At 70.8% G+C, this 16906-nt stretch carries 16 protein-coding genes; 13 read left to right on the plus strand and 3 right to left on the minus strand.

The window, feature by feature from the left end; translation table 11 throughout:
• Positions 1-65: 65 nt before the first annotated feature.
• Positions 66-521, minus strand: a complete 456-nt coding sequence (locus ACQP0N_RS32730) for a DUF5318 domain-containing protein (protein WP_433116523.1) — start codon at positions 519-521, stop codon at positions 66-68.
• A gap of 175 nt (positions 522-696) precedes the next feature.
• Here ACQP0N_RS32730 and ACQP0N_RS32735 point away from each other — a divergent pair, with 175 nt between their 5' ends.
• Together ACQP0N_RS32735 and ACQP0N_RS32740 are read left to right on the plus strand one after the other, a co-directional pair.
• On the plus strand, positions 697-1335 hold the full coding sequence (locus ACQP0N_RS32735; RefSeq protein WP_355048596.1) for a PadR family transcriptional regulator: 639 nt from the start codon (positions 697-699) through the stop codon (positions 1333-1335).
• Positions 1336-1358: 23 nt separating this feature from the next.
• Entirely contained in the window at positions 1359-2438 is a 1080-nt protein-coding gene (locus ACQP0N_RS32740; protein ID WP_355048595.1) for an inositol-3-phosphate synthase, read from the plus strand.
• 147 nt (positions 2439-2585) lie between these two features.
• On the opposite strand, the gene ACQP0N_RS32745 is transcribed toward ACQP0N_RS32740, so the two are convergent.
• Positions 2586-3065, minus strand: coding sequence for a methylated-DNA--[protein]-cysteine S-methyltransferase (locus ACQP0N_RS32745; protein ID WP_433116526.1), 480 nt, complete (start codon positions 3063-3065; stop codon positions 2586-2588).
• A gap of 69 nt (positions 3066-3134) precedes the next feature.
• Here ACQP0N_RS32745 and ACQP0N_RS32750 point away from each other — a divergent pair, with 69 nt between their 5' ends.
• The 4 genes from ACQP0N_RS32750 to ACQP0N_RS32765 are packed head-to-tail and all read left to right on the plus strand — an operon-like array spanning position 3135 to position 6885.
• Positions 3135-3653 (plus strand): SigE family RNA polymerase sigma factor, encoded by a 519-nt coding sequence (locus ACQP0N_RS32750; protein ID WP_433116528.1) that lies wholly within the window; start codon positions 3135-3137, stop codon positions 3651-3653.
• Positions 3650-4762 (plus strand): TolB family protein, encoded by a 1113-nt coding sequence (locus tag ACQP0N_RS32755; protein WP_433116530.1) that lies wholly within the window; start codon positions 3650-3652, stop codon positions 4760-4762. The genes ACQP0N_RS32750 and ACQP0N_RS32755 overlap by 4 nt, the downstream gene beginning before the upstream one ends.
• 40 nt (positions 4763-4802) lie before the next feature.
• Positions 4803-5324, plus strand: a complete 522-nt coding sequence (locus tag ACQP0N_RS32760; RefSeq protein WP_355048591.1) for a hypothetical protein — start codon at positions 4803-4805, stop codon at positions 5322-5324.
• 28 nt (positions 5325-5352) lie between these two features.
• Positions 5353-6885, plus strand: coding sequence for a flotillin family protein (locus tag ACQP0N_RS32765; protein ID WP_433116533.1), 1533 nt, complete (start codon positions 5353-5355; stop codon positions 6883-6885).
• Between the two features lie 137 nt (positions 6886-7022).
• Here ACQP0N_RS32765 and ACQP0N_RS32770 read toward each other — a convergent pair whose 3' ends face one another.
• Positions 7023-8483, minus strand: coding sequence for a CCA tRNA nucleotidyltransferase (locus ACQP0N_RS32770; protein ID WP_433116535.1), 1461 nt, complete (start codon positions 8481-8483; stop codon positions 7023-7025).
• 126 nt (positions 8484-8609) lie between these two features.
• On the opposite strand from ACQP0N_RS32770, the gene murJ reads away from it, so the two are divergent.
• The 7 genes from murJ (at position 8610) to ACQP0N_RS32805 (ending at position 16901) form a co-directional block, all read left to right on the plus strand.
• Positions 8610-10367 (plus strand): murein biosynthesis integral membrane protein MurJ, encoded by a 1758-nt coding sequence (gene murJ / locus ACQP0N_RS32775; RefSeq protein ID WP_355048588.1) that lies wholly within the window; start codon positions 8610-8612, stop codon positions 10365-10367.
• Between the two features lie 436 nt (positions 10368-10803).
• Positions 10804-12411, plus strand: a complete 1608-nt coding sequence (locus tag ACQP0N_RS32780) for a protein kinase family protein (RefSeq protein ID WP_433116538.1) — start codon at positions 10804-10806, stop codon at positions 12409-12411.
• A gap of 43 nt (positions 12412-12454) precedes the next feature.
• The gene (gene sigM / locus ACQP0N_RS32785; protein WP_433116540.1) at positions 12455-13147 is read left to right on the plus strand and encodes an RNA polymerase sigma factor SigM; all 693 of its coding nucleotides are present in this window, start codon (positions 12455-12457) and stop codon (positions 13145-13147) included.
• Positions 13144-14109, plus strand: a complete 966-nt coding sequence (locus tag ACQP0N_RS32790; protein ID WP_433116542.1) for a hypothetical protein — start codon at positions 13144-13146, stop codon at positions 14107-14109. Before sigM ends, ACQP0N_RS32790 begins: the two co-directional genes overlap by 4 nt.
• 175 nt (positions 14110-14284) lie before the next feature.
• The gene (gene trxB, locus ACQP0N_RS32795; RefSeq protein ID WP_355048584.1) at positions 14285-15235 is read left to right on the plus strand and encodes a thioredoxin-disulfide reductase; all 951 of its coding nucleotides are present in this window, start codon (positions 14285-14287) and stop codon (positions 15233-15235) included.
• Positions 15236-15266: 31 nt separating this feature from the next.
• Complete coding sequence (gene trxA / locus ACQP0N_RS32800; protein ID WP_355048583.1) at positions 15267-15590, plus strand: thioredoxin; 324 nt, start codon at positions 15267-15269, stop codon at positions 15588-15590.
• Between the two features lie 150 nt (positions 15591-15740).
• Positions 15741-16901: an N-acetylmuramoyl-L-alanine amidase gene (locus tag ACQP0N_RS32805; RefSeq protein ID WP_433116544.1), complete on the plus strand. Its 1161-nt coding sequence runs from the start codon at positions 15741-15743 to the stop codon at positions 16899-16901.
• Positions 16902-16906: the final 5 nt, after the last annotated feature.

The following is a 16906-nucleotide window of genomic DNA, read 5'->3' on the forward strand; positions in this document are numbered from 1 at the left end:
GACCAACGAGTGGTCGGTCGTTCCGGGTCATGTCCACACCCCGGAGCCGGTCCAACCCGCTGAAGTCACCGTTGCGCCTCTCGCCTCCGCCGACCCACGCCCTCGGCGGTCGCAGCGTCCTGCTCGTCGGCGCCAACACTGTCGCCGTCGCCGGTGAGACCGTCCCGACCGAGCAGGTACTGCTCGACGAGATGGTTCCAGTCACAGCCGAGGCACACCTCCACCACGAAAACCTGGAACTCACGTAGCGTCATCGCCAGCACCGGCAACTCGGCCAGTGTCCGGGCCTGTCCGGCGGACTGCTTGAGTTCGTCCCCGTAAATGTAGTGGACCAGCGTCAGATTCTCGCTGCGACAGATGGGGCAGCGCAGGTCGGTCGGCTCGCCGTGGAAGCGTGCAGCGTTCTTCAGGTACGGCGACGCGTCACACACGTCGTACGTACCGATGCGGCTGGCCATGAGCTCACGCAGCACTGCTCGCTTCTGAAGCGAGTAGTCGACGATCTGGCGCTGCGTACGCATGCGGTGAAGGGTACGCGGTCCGGCTCGACGAGGCGACCACGGTCACGATGCGTGACGACAACACCCCGGAACGGGGGTTTGCCCTGGCCGGCAGCAGCCGCTAACGTGCGATGTATCGGTCCGATACATCGCGGCGGTTACCGCTCCGCGCCGGAGGGTAAAGGGAGGGTGGCCCGTGCTCGAATTCGCCATCCTCGGCCTCCTGCAGGAGTCTCCGATGCACGGCTATGAGCTGCGCAAGGAGTTGACCGCCAAACTCGGCGCGATCCGGGCGGCGATCAGCTACGGCTCGCTCTACCCGACCCTGCGCAGGTTGCAGGCGGCGGGCTGGATCACCGAAGCCGCCGAGACACCCGCCACCGCCGAGGAGGTTCCCGCGCTGACCAGCCGACGAGGTCGGGTGGTCTACAAAATCACCGCGGAGGGCAAGGAACGCTTCGCCCAGCTCATCGCACAGGCCGGGCCCGAGACGTACGACGACACGGGTTTCGGTGTGCACTTCGCGTTCTTCGCCCGGACCGACCAGGCGACCCGCCTGCGCATTCTGGAGGGTCGCCGCCGCAAGATCGAGGAACGTCGCGAAGGCCTTCGCGACGTGCTGGGCCGGGCGGCCGAGCGCCTCGACGCTTACACCTTGGAACTGCAGCGCCACGGCCTGGACGCCTGTGAGCGTGAGGTCCGCTGGCTGGAGGAGCTCATCGCCAACGAGCGCTCCGGCCGAGCCCCGACGGTCCCCCACCTGGGGACAGCCGGTGGCCGACGAGAAGACAACAGCCCGCCTCCGCCTGGAGAGACCAGGAAAGAGCGGCCGTGACAGAAAAGAAGGAGGCAGACGCTATGGGCTCCGTCCGCGTCGCCATCGTCGGTGTGGGTAACTGCGCCTCGTCCCTGGTTCAGGGCGTCGAGTACTACCGCAACGCCGACCCGAACGACCGCGTCCCGGGTCTCATGCACGTCACCTTCGGCGACTACCACGTCTCTGACGTTCAGTTCGTCGCGGCGTTCGACGTCGACGCCAAGAAGGTGGGCATGGACCTCGCGGAGGCGATCGTCGCCAGCGAGAACAACACCATCAAGCTCTGCGACGTACCGCCGACCGGCGTGTCCGTGCAACGCGGCCCGACCTTCGATGGTCTGGGCCAGTACTACCGCGAGATCGTCGAGGAGTCCGACGCCACCCCGGTCGACGTGGCCCAGGCGCTCCGCGACGCACAGGTCGACGTCGTCGTCTCCTACCTGCCGGTCGGCTCCGAGCAGGCCGACAAGTTCTACGCCCAGGCCGCGATCGACGCCGGTTGCGCGTTCGTCAACGCCCTGCCGGTCTTCATCGCCTCCGACCCCGAGTGGGCGCAGAAGTTCACCGACGCGGGCCTGCCGATCGTCGGCGACGACATCAAGAGCCAGGTCGGCGCCACCATCGTGCACCGCGCGCTCGCGAAGCTCTTCGAGGACCGCGGTGTCGAGCTGCTGCGCACGTACCAGCTCAACTTCGGCGGCAACATGGACTTCATGAACATGCTGGAGCGCAACCGCCTGGTCTCGAAGAAGATCTCGAAGACCCAGTCGGTCACCTCGCAGATCCCGCACGAGATGAGCAAGAGCGACGTGCACATCGGCCCGTCGGACCACGTGCCGTGGCTGGACGACCGCAAGTGGGCGTACATCCGCCTGGAGGGTCGCTCCTTCGGCGACACCCCGCTCAACGCCGAGCTGAAGCTCGAGGTGTGGGACTCGCCGAACTCGGCCGGTGTCATCATCGACGCCGTCCGGGCCGCGAAGATCGCGCTGGACCGCAAGATCGGTGGCCCGATCCTGTCGGCCTCGTCGTACTTCATGAAGTCCCCGCCGGTGCAGTACGCCGACCACGACGCCCACCAGGCCGTGGAGGAGTTCATCGCCGGCGAGGTCGAGCGCTGACCCGCTGAACCACCAGCACGGCCGAGGGCCGGGTCCGGTCGGACCCGGCCCTCGCCGCGTCCGGGCACTGCCGGTGCGGCGATCGGTGGCCGCCCAGCAGCACCGTGTTCAGCGTGTCGCCCCGCTCAGCAGCCAACGGTCAACGGGTCAGGACCAGGCCTGCCGCAGAGCCACGCCCGCCTCCAGCTCCAGCAATCTGACCTTGCGCGGCAGGCCGCCGCCGAAACCGACCAGCTTGCCGCCCGCGCCGACGATCCGGTGACACGGCACGATCACGGGGATCGGGTTGCGGTTGCAGGCCACCCCCACCGCCCGTGCCGCCCCGGGATCGCCGACCAGCCGCGCCACCTCGCCGTACGTCAGCGTCCCGCCGTACGGAATGCGGGTCATCTCCCGCCACACCGCCCGCTCGAACTCGGAGCCGCGCGGGGCCGACACGGGAACCGTGAACGCGGTCAACGCACCCGCGAAGTACGCCCGCAGCTCGGCCACGACCTGCCGGGACAGCGGATCGCCCGGCTCGTCGACGGCCGCGTCCACCCGACCGAAGTGGGCTCCGCACACACTTGTGTCGTCGGTGGCCACGGAGAACTCCCCGATCGGCGAGTCGAGCACAATCCAGCGCATGCCGCCATTGTCCCGCTCGGCGAGGCAAAGTTTCGCCGCCGCCCGGCGTCTGAACTACGGAGGTGGGCGGTGGCGGAGGTCGACGGGGAGTTCACCACGTTCGTTCAGGAACGGGGTGCCGCCTTGCTGCGCGTCGCGTACGTGCTGGCCGGGAATCAGCACGCGGCAGAGGACCTGCTGCAGAACGCGCTGGCCAAGGCGTACGCGCGCTGGCCGCGCATCAGGGGTGACGCCGAGCCGTACGTGAAACGCATCCTCTACCACGATCAGGTGTCCGGCTGGCGACGGCGAGCGCGGCGAGCGGAGGTGCCGGTGGCGGAGCTACCGGAACGGCCGGTGGACAGCGACAGCGGCCGCGAGACCGATCTGCGGTTGCTGCTGCTGGACGCTCTCCGGGCGCTACCGCCACGGCAACGGGCCGTGCTCACCCTGCGCTACCTGGAGGACCTGAGCGTCGAGCAGACCGCGTCGCTGCTCGGCTGCCGGACCGGCACGGTCGCCAGCCAGAGCACCAGGGCGCTGGCACGGCTGCGGCGCCTGGTACCGGGGCTGGACGAGCTGACCAGCCGCCCGGAGGTGACGCGATGACCGCACAACTCGACGCCCTGCTCCGCAGGGCCGTACGCGACCTGGCCGAGGGCGCCGCGCCCGCTCCAGGGCTCGCCGTCCGGGCGCTCGGCCAGGGACGCCGGCTGCGTCGGCGGCGGCGGTTGACCGTCAGCGCGGCAGTGCTGGTAGCGGTCGTCACGGCGGCTGTGCCGTTCGTGCTGCTGCGTCCTCGACCGGCCGCAACTCCCGCGACGCCACCCACGGATGCGACTCCGTCACCCTCGATCACGGCGTCGCCCTCGATCCGGCCCACCCCGGGAGCGAACTGGACCGCCGCGCCGCTGGTGCTGCCCGGTAACTGGGTGGTGACCCGGGCACAGTTCGCCGGCGAGTCGGGCAGCGGATTCCTGCTGGACCGGAGCCGGGGCCGCTACGTACCCACCGACCGCTACGACGCCATCTTTCCCGCACCTACCGGGTCTCTGGTGGCGGTCATCGAGGAAGACCGTCCACGCGAGGTCGGTCTCGTCGACATGGCCACGGGAAAGACCCGCTGGCACGAGGTGGGCCGTGCGTTGAGCCGCCCGACCTGGTCACCGGACGGTCGCCGCCTGCTGTTCACCACCACTGCGCTGGACCACTTCGGCTTCGTCGTGGTCGAGCGGGACGGCACGAAGCGTACCCACGAGGTGTCCCGGAAGGATTACCTCTGCACCGACCAGTGCTCCTTCGTCTGGACCCGGAACGGCCGGGAGGTGGCACTGCCGCAGACCGCACAGGGCAGGCCACGGTCCGAATCGGTCCGGCACCCGCGAAGTGGCGTGCAGATGTTCTCCGCCGACGACGGACGACCAACCCGATCGGAGCCGCTACCCGGCGATCCCGCCGGGCCGTGGGCCTGGTCGTCGGACGGTCGCCTGGTCGTCGTGCAGGGCCAGCAGGAACCGCTGCTGGTGGAGGCGGCCAGCGGACGGGTGGTCAATCCGTTGCCGAGCGCCGACGCCACCTGGGTCGATGACGACCTGCTGCTCTACCGGGAACCGTACAAGGGTGACTTCGTGCTCGCCGACACCACAGGGCGCGAACTCGTCCGCCAGCCACTGCCCGCTCAGCTGTCCGAGTTGGAGATCAACGTGACGCCTCGTTGAGCCGTTCGGCCCTTCATCGGCGTTGCGCGGCATCGATACCGTGCAGGTCGTGGCCACGGGGACGCTCATCTTTCTGATCATCGGCGGAGCCGGTGTCGCGGTACTGGCGCTCGCCCTGCTCGGCAGCGAAATGCTCCACTTCGGGCACGCCGACGTGGACGGCCCGATCTCCACCGAGACGATCGCGGGCTTCGCCGGAGCGTTCGGCTTCGGCGGGGCGATCGTCAACGAACTGCTCGGTGCGCGTACCCCCGGGATGATCGCGGGCGCGGCGGCCGGTGGTGTGCTCGCGGCCGTCCCCACCGCGTGGCTGGCGTCGCGCTTCAGTCGGGCGGCGCGCAACATGCGCACCGACGCCACCCCCACCCGCGACGACCTGGTCGGCGCGCTCGGCCTGGTCGTCACGCCGGTGCCCCTCGACGGGTACGGCGAGGTGCGGGTACGCGTCGCCGGCCAGCCGGTCAAGCTCAACGCCCGCGCCGACCAGCCGATCCCGATCGGCGCGCAGGTCTTCGTCGTGCAGGCGCTGAGTGAGACCAGCGTGCACGTCGAGACCTACTGATTCCTTCTCGTAGACAGGACCCCCCTTAATGCCCCTGTTGATAGCTGTCGTGGGCGCGGTCGTCCTCGCGCTCGTCCTGGTGTTGTTCGTGCTGTCCCGGATCAAGGTGGCCGGGCCGAACGAGGCCTTCATCGTCACGGGTCGCAAGGGACGTACCACGCACACCGCCGACGGCGGTCGGTCGACCGACACCTCCGGGCAGAAGGTGGTGCTCGGCGCCTCGGTCTTCGTGCTCCCGGTGGTGCAGAAGCTCCAGTCGCTCGACCTGTCCAGCCGGCGGATCGACGTCGGCATCCGGGGCGCGGTCAGCAAGCAGGGCATCCGTGCCGACCTGCACGGCGTGGCGATCGTCAAGGTCGGCGGCACCGAGGACGCGATCCGGGCGGCCGCCCAGCGGTTCCTGCACCAGCAGGACGAGATCGACAACTTCACCCGGGAGGTGCTCGCCGGCGCGCTGCGTTCGATCGTCGGTCGGCTCACCGTCGAGGAGGTCATCCGCGACCGGGCGGCGTTCGCCAGCGCGGTGGCCGAGGAGGCCGAGCACTCGATGACCAACCAGGGTCTGGTGCTCGACACCTTCCAGCTCCAGGACATCCTCGCCGAGGGCTCCTACCTGCAGGACCTGGGCCGGCCCGAGGCCGCCCGGGTGCTCAAGGACGCGGCCATCGCCGAGGCGCGGGCCCGGCAGCAGGCCGAGCAGGAGCGGCTGCTCGCCGAGGAGGCCATCGCCGAGGCGAACCGCAACCTGGCCCTCAAGCAGGCGGGCATCCAGGCGGAGATCGACGCGGCGAAGGCCAAGTCGGCCGCGGCCGGGCCGCTCGCCCAGGCGGAACGGGACCAGGCCATCCTCTCCGAGCAGCAGAAGGTGGCCGAGCGCAACGCCGAGCTGAAGCAGCGCCAACTGGACACCGAGGTGCGCAAGCCCGCCGACGCCGCCCGGTACAAGGTGGAGCAGGAGGCCGAGGCGGCCCGCAACGCGGCGGTGCTCAGCGCGGACGCGCAGCGCCAGGCGGTCATCGCCGCCGCGCAGGCTTCCGCCGAGCAGGCGCGGCTCACCGGTGAGGGCGAGCGGGCCCGACGGGCGGCCCTCGCCGAGGCGAACGCGATCGAGGGCGCCAAGGAGGGTGAGGCCGAGCAGCGGCGGCGCTCCGCGATCGCCGAGGCCGTCGAGCGCGAGGGTCAGGCCGAGGCGGCGGCCATCCTGGCCAGGGGTGAGGCCGAGGCCGACGCGATGGCGCGCAAGGCCGAGGCGTTCGCCGCGTATGGCGAGGCCGCGGTGCTGGATCTGCTGGTCAAGGTCCTGCCGCAGGTCGTCGAGGCGGCCAGCGCTCCGATCGGGGCGATCGACAAGATGACGGTCATCTCCACCGAGGGCGCGTCGTCGCTGACGAAGTCGGTGGCCGGCAACGTGGCGCAGGGTCTACAGCTCGGCAGCGACCTCACCGGCATCGACCTGGCCGGCCTGCTGGCCCGCCTCGGCTCGGCATCGGCGCCCGGCGGCAACGGCACCCCCGCGGCCAAGAACCCGTCCGTAGACGGAACAGCCCTAGAAACACGCTAACCAGCCCTCGCCGCGCCCTACCCTCGTGACGCGTCGATCTTGCGGTTTCGGTTGTCGACATGGGTCGTGTGCCCACTTTTGTCGCAGCAGAAAGTGCAAGATCAGCGCGACGGGGGGCGGGGGCGCGGGGGGCGGGGTTAGGGGATTAGGCCTTCGGCGCGGGCCCAGCGCAGCAGCTCCGCCTCGGCGGCGTCGCGGTCCAGGGGACCGTGCTCCAGGCGCTGCTCCTTGAGGTGCTTCCAGGCCCGCCCGACGATCGGCCCCGGAGGTACGCCGAGCAATTCCATGATCGCGTTGCCGTCCAGGTCGGGGCGTACCCGGGCCAGATCCTCCTCAGCGGCGATCCGGGCGATCCGCTCCTCCAGCGCGTCGTAGTCGGCGGCGAGCTGGGCCGCCTTACGACGGTTGCGGGTCGTGCAGTCCGAGCGGGTCAGCTTGTGCAGCCGGGGCAGCAGGTCACCGGCGTCGGCGACGTAACGACGCACCGCCGAGTCGGTCCACTCGCCCCGGCCGTACCCGTAGAAGCGCAGGTGCAGCGCGACCAGCGCGGTCACCTTCGCGGTGATCTCCTTGGGGTACCGCATCGCCTTCATCCGGGCCTTGGTCAGGCGAGCGCCCACCACCTCGTGGTGGTGGAAACTGACCCGACCGTCGGACCCGACGGCCTTCGTGGCCGGCTTGCCCGCGTCGTGCATGAGGGCGGCCATCCGCAGGACGAAGTCGCAGCCGTCCTCCTCGTAGGAGACCGCGTTCTCGACGACCGTCAGCGTGTGCTCGTACACGTCCTTGTGCTGGGCGTGCTCGTCGATCTCCAGCTTCAGCCCGGTCAGCTCCGGTAGGAACCGTTCGGCCAGACCGGTGTCGACCAGCAGACGCAGCCCGGTGATCGGGTCCGCGCCGCAGAGCAGCTTGGTGAACTCGTCACGGATCCGCTCGGCGGTGATCCGGTCCAGGTCGGCGGCCATCTCGGTCATCGCGACGTGCACGTCCGGGTGGACGGCGAAGCGCAGTTGGGCGGCGAACCGGGCGGCCCGCAGCATGCGCAGCGGGTCGTCGCCGAAGGACTCCCGCGGGGTGCTGGGAGTACGGATGACCTTGGCCGCGAGGTCGTCCAGCCCGCCGTGCGGATCGGTGAAGCGGTGGTCCGGCAGGCTGACCGCCATCGCGTTGATGGTGAAGTCGCGCCGCTTCAGGTCCTCGTCGAGGCTGGTGCCGTAGACCACCACCGGGTTGCGGCTGACCTGGTCGTACGACTCGGCGCGGAAGGTGGTGACCTCCAGCCGGAGGCCGTCGCGCTGGAGCCCGATGGTGCCGAACTCACGGCCGGTCTCCCAGATCGACTCGGCCCAGCCCTTGACGATCCGCAGCGTCTCGTCGGGGTGGGCGTCGGTGCAGAAGTCGAGGTCGTCGCCGAGTCGGCCGAGCAGCGCGTCGCGTACCGAACCGCCCACCAGGTGTAGCTCGTGGCCGGCACGGACGAAACGGCGGCCCAGCTCGTCGGCGACCGGGGAGACCCGGAGCAGTTCGGCGACGGCGTTGCGCTGCGCGGCGGTGAGGTCGCGGCGGTCGGCGGCGTGGGGAGTGGAGGCTTCGGACATGGGATCGCCAGCCTATCGGGCCGAGGTGTGATCCGATCCGCCGGGCGCGGGTAACGGGTGCGGGTTGACTAAGGTCTGTGACGTGCGGGTCGGTGCCCGGCTCGACGTACCCATGGGAGGCTGGAGATGAGCGGCGGGCTCTACCGCAGCGCGAATGCCGCGCGGGACGGTGGTGCGGGAGCCAACATCCGCCCCTCCGACGGCGCCACCTTCATCTCCGCGGAGCCGCTGAACCAGCCGGCCATGGAGTCGACCGCCCCGCCGCAGGAGCAGGTGGGCGAGGCGAGCGCGGCGACCAACAGCGCGGTGATGGCGATCGGGAGCCTGGTCAGCCGGGGTACGGGCTTCCTGCGCACGCTCGCGCTGACCGCCGCGCTCGGCGGCGCGCTGGTGGGTGACGCGTACACGACCGCGCAGATCCTGCCCGGGATGGTGTACGAGTTCCTGCTCGGCGGCATCCTCACCAGTGTCCTGATCCCGGTGCTGGTCCGCCGCCGCAAGATCGACAGCGACGGCGGTCAGGCGTACGCCCAGCGGTTGCTGACCCTCGCGGTGCTGGCGCTGGCCGCGGCGGCGCTGGTTGCGGTGGCCTTCGCCTCCGTGCTGACCTCGCTCTACGCCAGCAAGAAGACCGGGGCCGACTTCCGGGATCTGGTCACGGCGCTGTCGTACCTGATGTTGCCGATGATCTTCTTCACCGGTCTCAGCGCCCTGATCAGCGCGGTGCTCAACACCCGGGGGCACTTCGCCGCGCCGATGTGGGCGCCGATCCTGAACAACATCGTGGTGATCGGCACGGCCGGGCTCTACATCGCGATCTTCGGTGCGGAGATCGTCCGGCCCGACCAGATGACCACCGGGCGCATCCTGCTCATCGGCGGTGGCACCCTGCTCGGTGTCGCCATCCAGGCCGCCGGACTGCTGCCGGCGCTGCGCAAGGTCGGCTTCCGCTGGCGGTTCCGATTCGACTTCCGCACCCTCGGGCTGCGCGAGCTGGGCCGCCTGGGCGGCTGGATGTTCTGCTACGTGGCGGTCAGCCAGGTCGGCCTGATCGTGCTGTTCAACCTGCTGAACAGGGCGGGCAAGGAGAACGCCGCCGGTCCGCTGATCTACAACAACGTGTTCCTGCTGCTGATGATGGCGCATGGCATCATCGCCGTCTCGATCATCACGGCGTTGATGCCCCGAATGAGCGCGGCGGCCGCCGACGGCCGCTACGCCGACGTCGCCGCCGACCTGTCCCGGGGCACCCGCACGGTCTCGGCGGTGCTCGCCCCGATCGCGGTCTGCTACGCGGTGCTGGCCACCCCGCTGGCCGTGACGCTGTTCCGGTACGGCGCGTTCACCGACGAGAACGCCGCCGACACCTCGCTGGTGCTGCTGCTCGCGGCCCTCGCGCTGGTGCCGTTCGCGATCAGCCAGCTCTTCACCTTCGCCTTCTACGCCCTGCCGGACACCCGCACCCCGGCGCTGATCAACATTCCCGTGGTCGCGCTGCGGATCGGCGTGCAGGTGGTGCTCTACGTCGCCTTCGCCGCGCACTTCGCGGCGGCCGGGATGATGATCGGTAACGCCGTGTCCTACCTGGCGGCGGCGTTCGCCTCCGCGTGGCTGCTGCGCCCCCGGATCGGCCGGATCGGGATGGGTGCCATCCTGCGTACGCTCGGCCGGGTCCTCGTGGCCGCGTTGGGGGCCGCTCTGGTCGGCCTGCTCGTGGTGAGCCTGCTGCCCGGCGGCGACACGCCGAGCTGGATACAGGCCGTCCTTCAGCTCGTGATCGGTGGCGCCGTGATCGGCGGGACCTACCTCGGGCTCGCCATGGCGCTGCGGATCGGAGAGATCACCGAGGTTGTCGGCATGGTTCGCCGTCGTCTCGGTCGTTGAGCCGCACCCACAGTCGCCGGCCACACGGAACGTGACCATGGATCACCAGCCTGGGGATGTCCCTGTGGATAACTCCGCGATTCACCGGTCAGCCGCCGGATCGGCCTGTGGATAACCAACCGTACGGCTGAGCGTGGGCGACCGATCGGCGGGGAACCGGCTGGTGGACGAGGGCGGCACGCCCGGCCCGGCCCCGACGTCGGTCACTTGCGGTGAAGCCGTAGATTAGCTAGTACATGTGCCAGCAACGTGGCTGACAACGGTCGTAACCGGACGACTTCCCCGATCCCCGGCACCCCGCCGGGTACGGCAAGAAGATGACATGTCGGGGAGACGGGCAACCCGGGTAAGGTCGCTCTCGACGGGTACGGCAGGCGCCGACGCTGCGCGTCGACACCGGTTGGCCGGTTCCTTCAACGGCAGAGCGGGAAGCCACATGCCCAGCAGTACGGGTCCATCGATCGACACGATCACCGAGGGAGGACGGGTGACCCAGGTCGGCGAGGGTCAGGAGGCGGACGAGAGCGCTCCTCCGATCATGACCTTCGGTGCTCCCACGGCCGGTGAGATCCTCGCCGAGCGTTACGAGCTGGTCGAGCACATCAACAACGACAGCGCGGGTCGACTGGTCTGGCGCGGGGTCGACGTCATCCTGCGCCGCCCTGTCGCGGTGGTGCTGCGCTACCCGGGTGGCGACTCCGCCACCGAGATGCTTCAGGCGGCCGTCGCGGCCAGCCGGGTCATCCACCCCAACCTCGTCGGCGTGTACGACGCCATCGACGAGGCCGAGCGGGCGTACGTGGTCCGCGAGTGGGTGGACGGGCAGTCGCTGCGCGATCTGGCCGCCGAGGGCCCGCTGGACCCGGCTCGCGCCACCGCTGTCGGCAACGCCGTCGCCAGCGCGCTGGCCGCGGTGCACGCCACCGGCATGGTGCACGGCAACGTCCACCCCGGCACCGTCATGATCAGCGACGATGGTCGCGTGGTCCTGGCCGACGCCCGCACCGACGGCGACGACAGCCAGGAGAGCGACATCCGGGCGGTCGGCGGCGTCCTCTACTTCGCGCTGACCGGTCACTGGCCGCACGCCGAGGCACCGCTGCGCGGGGCCACCGCCGGTCACGGGCGGGCCGCCATCCCGGACGCCGTCCGGGATGCCGCCGGCGCCCTCGCGGCGCCCCGCCAGGTGCGGGCCGGTGTGCCCGCGTACCTGGACGACCTCACGATGGACCTGCTCGACGCCGACATCGCGCCGCCGTCGTCCGACGTGCTGGCGGCCGAGTTGGCCCGGCTGGACGTGCCGGCCGAGGAGGACCACTACCTCGACAACGGCGGGCCGCTGCGGTTCACCGCCGAGACCGGGGAAGAGCCGTCCCCGCTGGCCGCCGCCGGTGGCCGCAAGGTCGCCATCGGCATCGCCGGTCTGCTGGCGGTCGCGCTGGTCGGCCTGCTCATCGGCATCAGCGCGCTCGGCGGCGACGACAAGGACCCGCAGGAGACCGCCGGCGCGACGCCGAGTGCCAGCGCTCCGGCCGGCGAGGCCACCCCGGCCGCCGCCACGGTGCGCAATCTCAAGGTGCAGGACATCCGGATCATCGATCCGGACAGCGCCCCGCGGGACGAGCTCGACGGCGCCAAGAAGATGACCGATGGCGACAACGACAAGGGTTGGGAGACCGACCGCTACCCGAACGCCACGTACGGCAACCTCAAGTCCGGCATGGGTGTCTGGCTCGACCTGGGTTCGCCGCACACGGTGAAGTCGGTGCAGGCTGTGCTCTCCGGTCGAGGCGCCACCGCGAAGCTGCTCGCCGGCACGACGACCTACCCGGCGACCTCCAACGGCGACAAGTCGATGGTGTCGAACTACAAGACGGAGATCGGTGTCCTCAAGGAGCACGACGGCACCACGATGACCTTCAACGGGTTCGACGCCGACCAGAAGTACCGGTACCTGCTGCTCTGGTTCACCGAGTTGCCGCCCAACGGCGACGACGGCGGCTTCAAGCTGGGAGTGCAGGAGATCACGGTCCAGGGTTCGTGAGCCGCGCGGCACGCCCCGGGCAGCGCATCAGCCGGACGCGGTGATGGACGGGCGCGACGCGGCAACGGATCTGGAGCTGCTGCGCGCCCACGTCGCCGGCGACCGGGACGCCTTCGCGGTCCTGTTCCACCGGCACCGCGATCGGCTCTGGGCGGTGGCCCTGCGGACGCTCGGCGACCGTGAGGAGGCCGCCGACGCGCTCCAGGACGCCCTGCTGTCGGCACACCGCGCAGCGGCCCGCTTCCGTGGTGACTCCGCCGTCACCACCTGGCTGCACCGGATCGTGGTGAACGCCTGCCTGGACCGCATCCGACGCCGGCAGGCGCACCCCACGGTGCCGCTGCCCGACGGCAACCGGACCGACGGATCGGGCACCGGCGGCGTCGAGCCGGCCGCGCCCGTGCAGGACCACGACACCGCGCTCGTCGTCCGCGCGGCGCTCGCCGCGCTACCGGTCGAGCAGCGGGCCGCCCTGGTGCTGGTGGATGTGCAGGGCTACCCGGTGGCCGAGGTGGCCCGCATCCTCGGAGTCGCCGAGGGGACGGTGAAGAGCCGGTGCGCCCGGGGCCGGGCCCGGTTGGCGGTGCTGCTCGGGCACCTCCGCCCGGCGTCGACGCGTCCCGGACGGGTCGACCCGGACGTGCCCGACGTCACGGCGGGGAACCCACGCCCGGCCGAGGGCGTCGGATCGGGGTCGGTTCGCATCCGGCAGGACGCCAATCAGGAGGAGACGTGACGGCCGAGGAGTTCAGGGAGGTCGACGCCGACCTGCTCGCTGACTACCTCGGCGGCGCGTTGGACGGCACACCGCAGCAGACCCAGATCGCCGAACTGGTGTCCACGGACCCGTCCTGGGCCGAGGCGTACGCGCTGCTGGCACCCGCGGTCACACAGGTGAGTGCGGACCTGGCCCGCTGGGCCGAGCCCGCCCCGGAGCTGCCGTCCGCCGTGGCCGAACGAATCGCCGCCGCGCTGGCGGCAGCCGACACCCCGCCGACCGAGGTGACCGGTTCCGCCACGCCGGTGACGGTGCCGGCGCAGGGTGGACGTCGACCCACCAGCTCGTCCCCCGCCGAGTCGGGGCGCGGCGGCTCCACCGGCCCGGGTCGCCGGCAGCGTCGCTGGATCCGCAGCGCCACCCCGGTGGCCGTCGCGGCCGCCGCCGTCGTCACACTCGGCTTGGGGCTCAGCCACCTGTCGACCGACACCGCGGACTCCGGCGCCGTGGACCGCCCGGTCAACGCGCGGGAACAGGCCGCTGCCGGCGCGGCGGCCCACACGTCCGGCCCGACGTTGCACAGCGGCACCGACTACACCCCGCAGAGCCTCGGCGGAACGCGGAGCGGCGTCCCGCCGAGGCAGCCGTCGCCGATGCTGGGGGCGAGCAGCAGCGGCCCCGGCAAGCAGCCCGGGGTGGACACCGGAGGTGAGCGACGACCTTCCCCCGACGGGTCGAACCAGCTCACCCGGCTCAGCACCGAGGCCGCGTTGAGCGCGTGCCTGGCATCCGTGGCGGCGGAGCACGGCTCGGGTCCACTCGCCGTCGAAATGATCGACTACGCCCGGTTCCAGGGCGAGCAGGCGCTCGTCATCCGGTTCACCGACGCGACCGGATCGCGCTGGGCCTGGGTGAGCGGCGCCGAGTGCGGCGTACCCGGGTCCGGCTCGGACAGCCGGTATTCGGCGCGGGTAGGGTGAATCCGCAGCACGATGAGCGTCCACGTGACCTGACCCACCGGTTGCCCGGTTCGGGAATCCCCGCTTCGTACGATGACGTTCTGGAAGTCAGCTGCCGGCACCCTCCAGGCGTCGGCACTCGGATCAGCATCGGTGCGCGCGCCGACGCCGAACACACACAACTCGGGAGACGGCAGTGGACGAGGTCCGCAACCTGATCATCATCGGCTCCGGCCCGGCCGGTTACACGGCGGCGGTCTACGCGGCGCGCGCCAACCTGAAGCCGCTGATCATCGAGGGTGTCCAGTCCGGCGGCGCGCTGATGACCACGACCGAGGTGGAGAACTTCCCCGGCTTCGCCGACGGCATCCTCGGCCCCGAGCTGATGGACAACATGCGCAAGCAGGCCGAGCGGTTCGGCGCCGAGTTCCTGACCGACGACGTGACGCGGGTCGAGCTGGTCGACACCGGCGACGCCGGCTCGGGCGCGACGAGCACCGTGTGGGTCGGCGAGACCGCCTACCGGGCCCGCGCCGTGATCCTCTCCACCGGTTCGGCCTGGCGTCCGCTGGGCGTGCCGGGCGAGCAGGAGTACCTGGGCCACGGTGTGTCGTCGTGTGCCACCTGTGACGGCTTCTTCTTCCGCAACCAGCACATCGTCGTCGTCGGCGGTGGTGACTCGGCGATGGAGGAGGCCAGCTTCCTCACGCGCTTCGCCGACTCGGTGACCATCATCCACCGGCGCGACTCCTTCCGGGCCAGCAAGATCATGGCCGACCGGGCGCTGAGCAACGAGAAGATCAAGGTCGAGTGGAACAGCACCGTCGAAGAGGTCCTGGGCGCTGACGGCAAGGTCACCGGCGTACGGGTCCGCAACGTACACAGCGGCGAGACCAAGGTGCTGGACGTGACCGGCGTGTTCGTGGCCATCGGCCACGACCCCCGCAGCGAGCTCTTCCAGGGCCAGGTCGAGCTGGACGACGAGGGCTACGTGAAGGTCCAGGCGCCCAGCACCCGGACGAGCGTGCCCGGCGTCTTCGCCGCCGGTGACGTGGTCGACCACACCTACCGCCAGGCGATCACCGCGGCCGGCACCGGTTGTGCCGCCGCGCTCGACGCCGAACGGTTCATCGCGACGCTCAGCTGAAACAGGAAACACATCCCGGAGGAGGGCAATAGTGGGAAATACCAAGGCGGTCACGGACGCGAGTTTCGTCGCCGACGTGCTGCAGGCCGACAAGCCGGTGCTGGTGGACTTCTGGGCCGAGTGGTGCGGGCCGTGCCGTAAGGTGTCGCCGCTGCTCGAGGAGATCGCGGGCGAGATGGGCGACCAGGTCACCGTTGTGAAGCTCAACATCGACGAGAACCCGGAGACCGCCCGGGCGTACCGCGTGATGTCGGTGCCGACCCTCACCGTCTTCAAGAACGGCCAGCCCGTGCAGTCGGTCGCCGGCGCCAGGCCGAAGGGCGAGCTGGTCCGGCTCATCGAGTCGGCCCTCTGATCAGCACCAACACCACCGAACCCCGTACCCGCTCGTCGGGTGCGGGGTTCGGTGTTTTTCCCGGCCCGAGCCCGTCGCCGGTCCGGAACGCATAACCTCAAGCTCAGGGCCGCCGCCCGGCCAGCCAGACTCGTGCAGAGGGGGTCGTGCGTGCGTCCGATCCGACCCGGAGACCGGGGACCTGCGGTCACGGAGATCCGTACCATCCTCACCGGCCTCGACCTGCTCGCCGCCGGCCCACACAGCGACGAGTTCGACCTGGACACCGAACGCGCGGTCCGCGCGTTCCAGCAGTCGCGGGGGCTCAGCGTGGACGGCCGGGTCGGCTCGGAGACCTGGGGCGCGCTGGAGGCCGCACGGTGGCGACTCGGTGCCCGCACCCTCTACCACGCGGTCCCCGAGCCGCTCACCGGCGAGGATGTCCGGTCGCTGCAGGAACGGCTGCTGGAGATGGGGTACGACGTCGGCCGCGCCGACGCCATCTACGGCATCCGGACGTCCCGGGCCGTGGCCCAGTTCCAGCGCGAGGTGGGTCTCACACCCGACGGCTCCTGCGGCCCGCACACGATGGACGCGCTGCGCCGGATCGGTCGCAAGGTCGTCGGCGGTCGCCCCCAGTGGTTGCGCGAGTCCGACGCGATCCGCCAGTCCGGACCGGCGCTGGTCGGTAAGACGGTGGTCATCGACCCCGGCCACGGTGGCACCGACCCCGGGATGGTGGTTCCGGACGGCCCGCTGCGCTGGACGGAGGCCGACCTCGTGCACGACCTGGCGAGCCGGTTGGAGGGACGACTCGCCGCGTCCGGGGTCCGGGTTCAGCTCACCCGGGGTCCCGCGCCCGACGCGTGCCTGCCGGACACCGACCGGGCGTTGCTGGCGAATTCGCTCGGCGCCGACGTGTTCATCTCCCTGCACCTCGACGGGCACGCCAACCCGGACGCGGAGGGGGTGGCGACCTACCACTACGGCACCGACAACGGGGTGACCTCGGCGACCGGTGAACGGTTGGCGGGTCTGGTGCAGCGGGAAATCGTGGCGCGGACCGGGCTGCGGGACTGCCGTACGCACGCCAAGGCGTGGGACCTGCTGCGACTGACGAGGATGCCGGCGGTCCGGGTCGAGGTCGGCTACCTCACCTCACCCGTGGACCGCGCCCGGCTCGTCGACCCCCGCTTCCGCGACCGGGTGGTGGAGGCGATCGTGGCCGCCGTCCAGCGGATGTACTACCCGATCGAGCGGGACGTGCCGACCGGCTCGCTCGACGTCAGCGAACTGCGTGCGGTCGTGGCCGCCGGCACCGTGGTCGACTGATCCCG

Source organism: Micromonospora sp. CA-246542, assembly GCF_050942905.1.
GTDB lineage: Bacteria > Actinomycetota > Actinomycetes > Mycobacteriales > Micromonosporaceae > Micromonospora.

Coding starts and splice junctions, on each gene's coding strand:
- ACQP0N_RS32730 (WP_433116523.1), bottom strand. CDS start 521: ATGCGTACGCAGCGCCAGATCGTCGACTACTCGCTTCAGAAGCGAGCA.
- ACQP0N_RS32740 (WP_355048595.1), top strand. CDS start 1,359: ATGGGCTCCGTCCGCGTCGCCATCGTCGGTGTGGGTAACTGCGCCTCG.
- ACQP0N_RS32745 (WP_433116526.1), bottom strand. CDS start 3,065: ATGCGCTGGATTGTGCTCGACTCGCCGATCGGGGAGTTCTCCGTGGCC.
- ACQP0N_RS32755 (WP_433116530.1), top strand. CDS start 3,650: ATGACCGCACAACTCGACGCCCTGCTCCGCAGGGCCGTACGCGACCTG.
- ACQP0N_RS32765 (WP_433116533.1), top strand. CDS start 5,353: ATGCCCCTGTTGATAGCTGTCGTGGGCGCGGTCGTCCTCGCGCTCGTC.
- ACQP0N_RS32770 (WP_433116535.1), bottom strand. CDS start 8,483: ATGTCCGAAGCCTCCACTCCCCACGCCGCCGACCGCCGCGACCTCACC.
- murJ (WP_355048588.1), top strand. CDS start 8,610: ATGAGCGGCGGGCTCTACCGCAGCGCGAATGCCGCGCGGGACGGTGGT.
- ACQP0N_RS32780 (WP_433116538.1), top strand. CDS start 10,804: ATGCCCAGCAGTACGGGTCCATCGATCGACACGATCACCGAGGGAGGA.
- sigM (WP_433116540.1), top strand. CDS start 12,455: ATGGACGGGCGCGACGCGGCAACGGATCTGGAGCTGCTGCGCGCCCAC.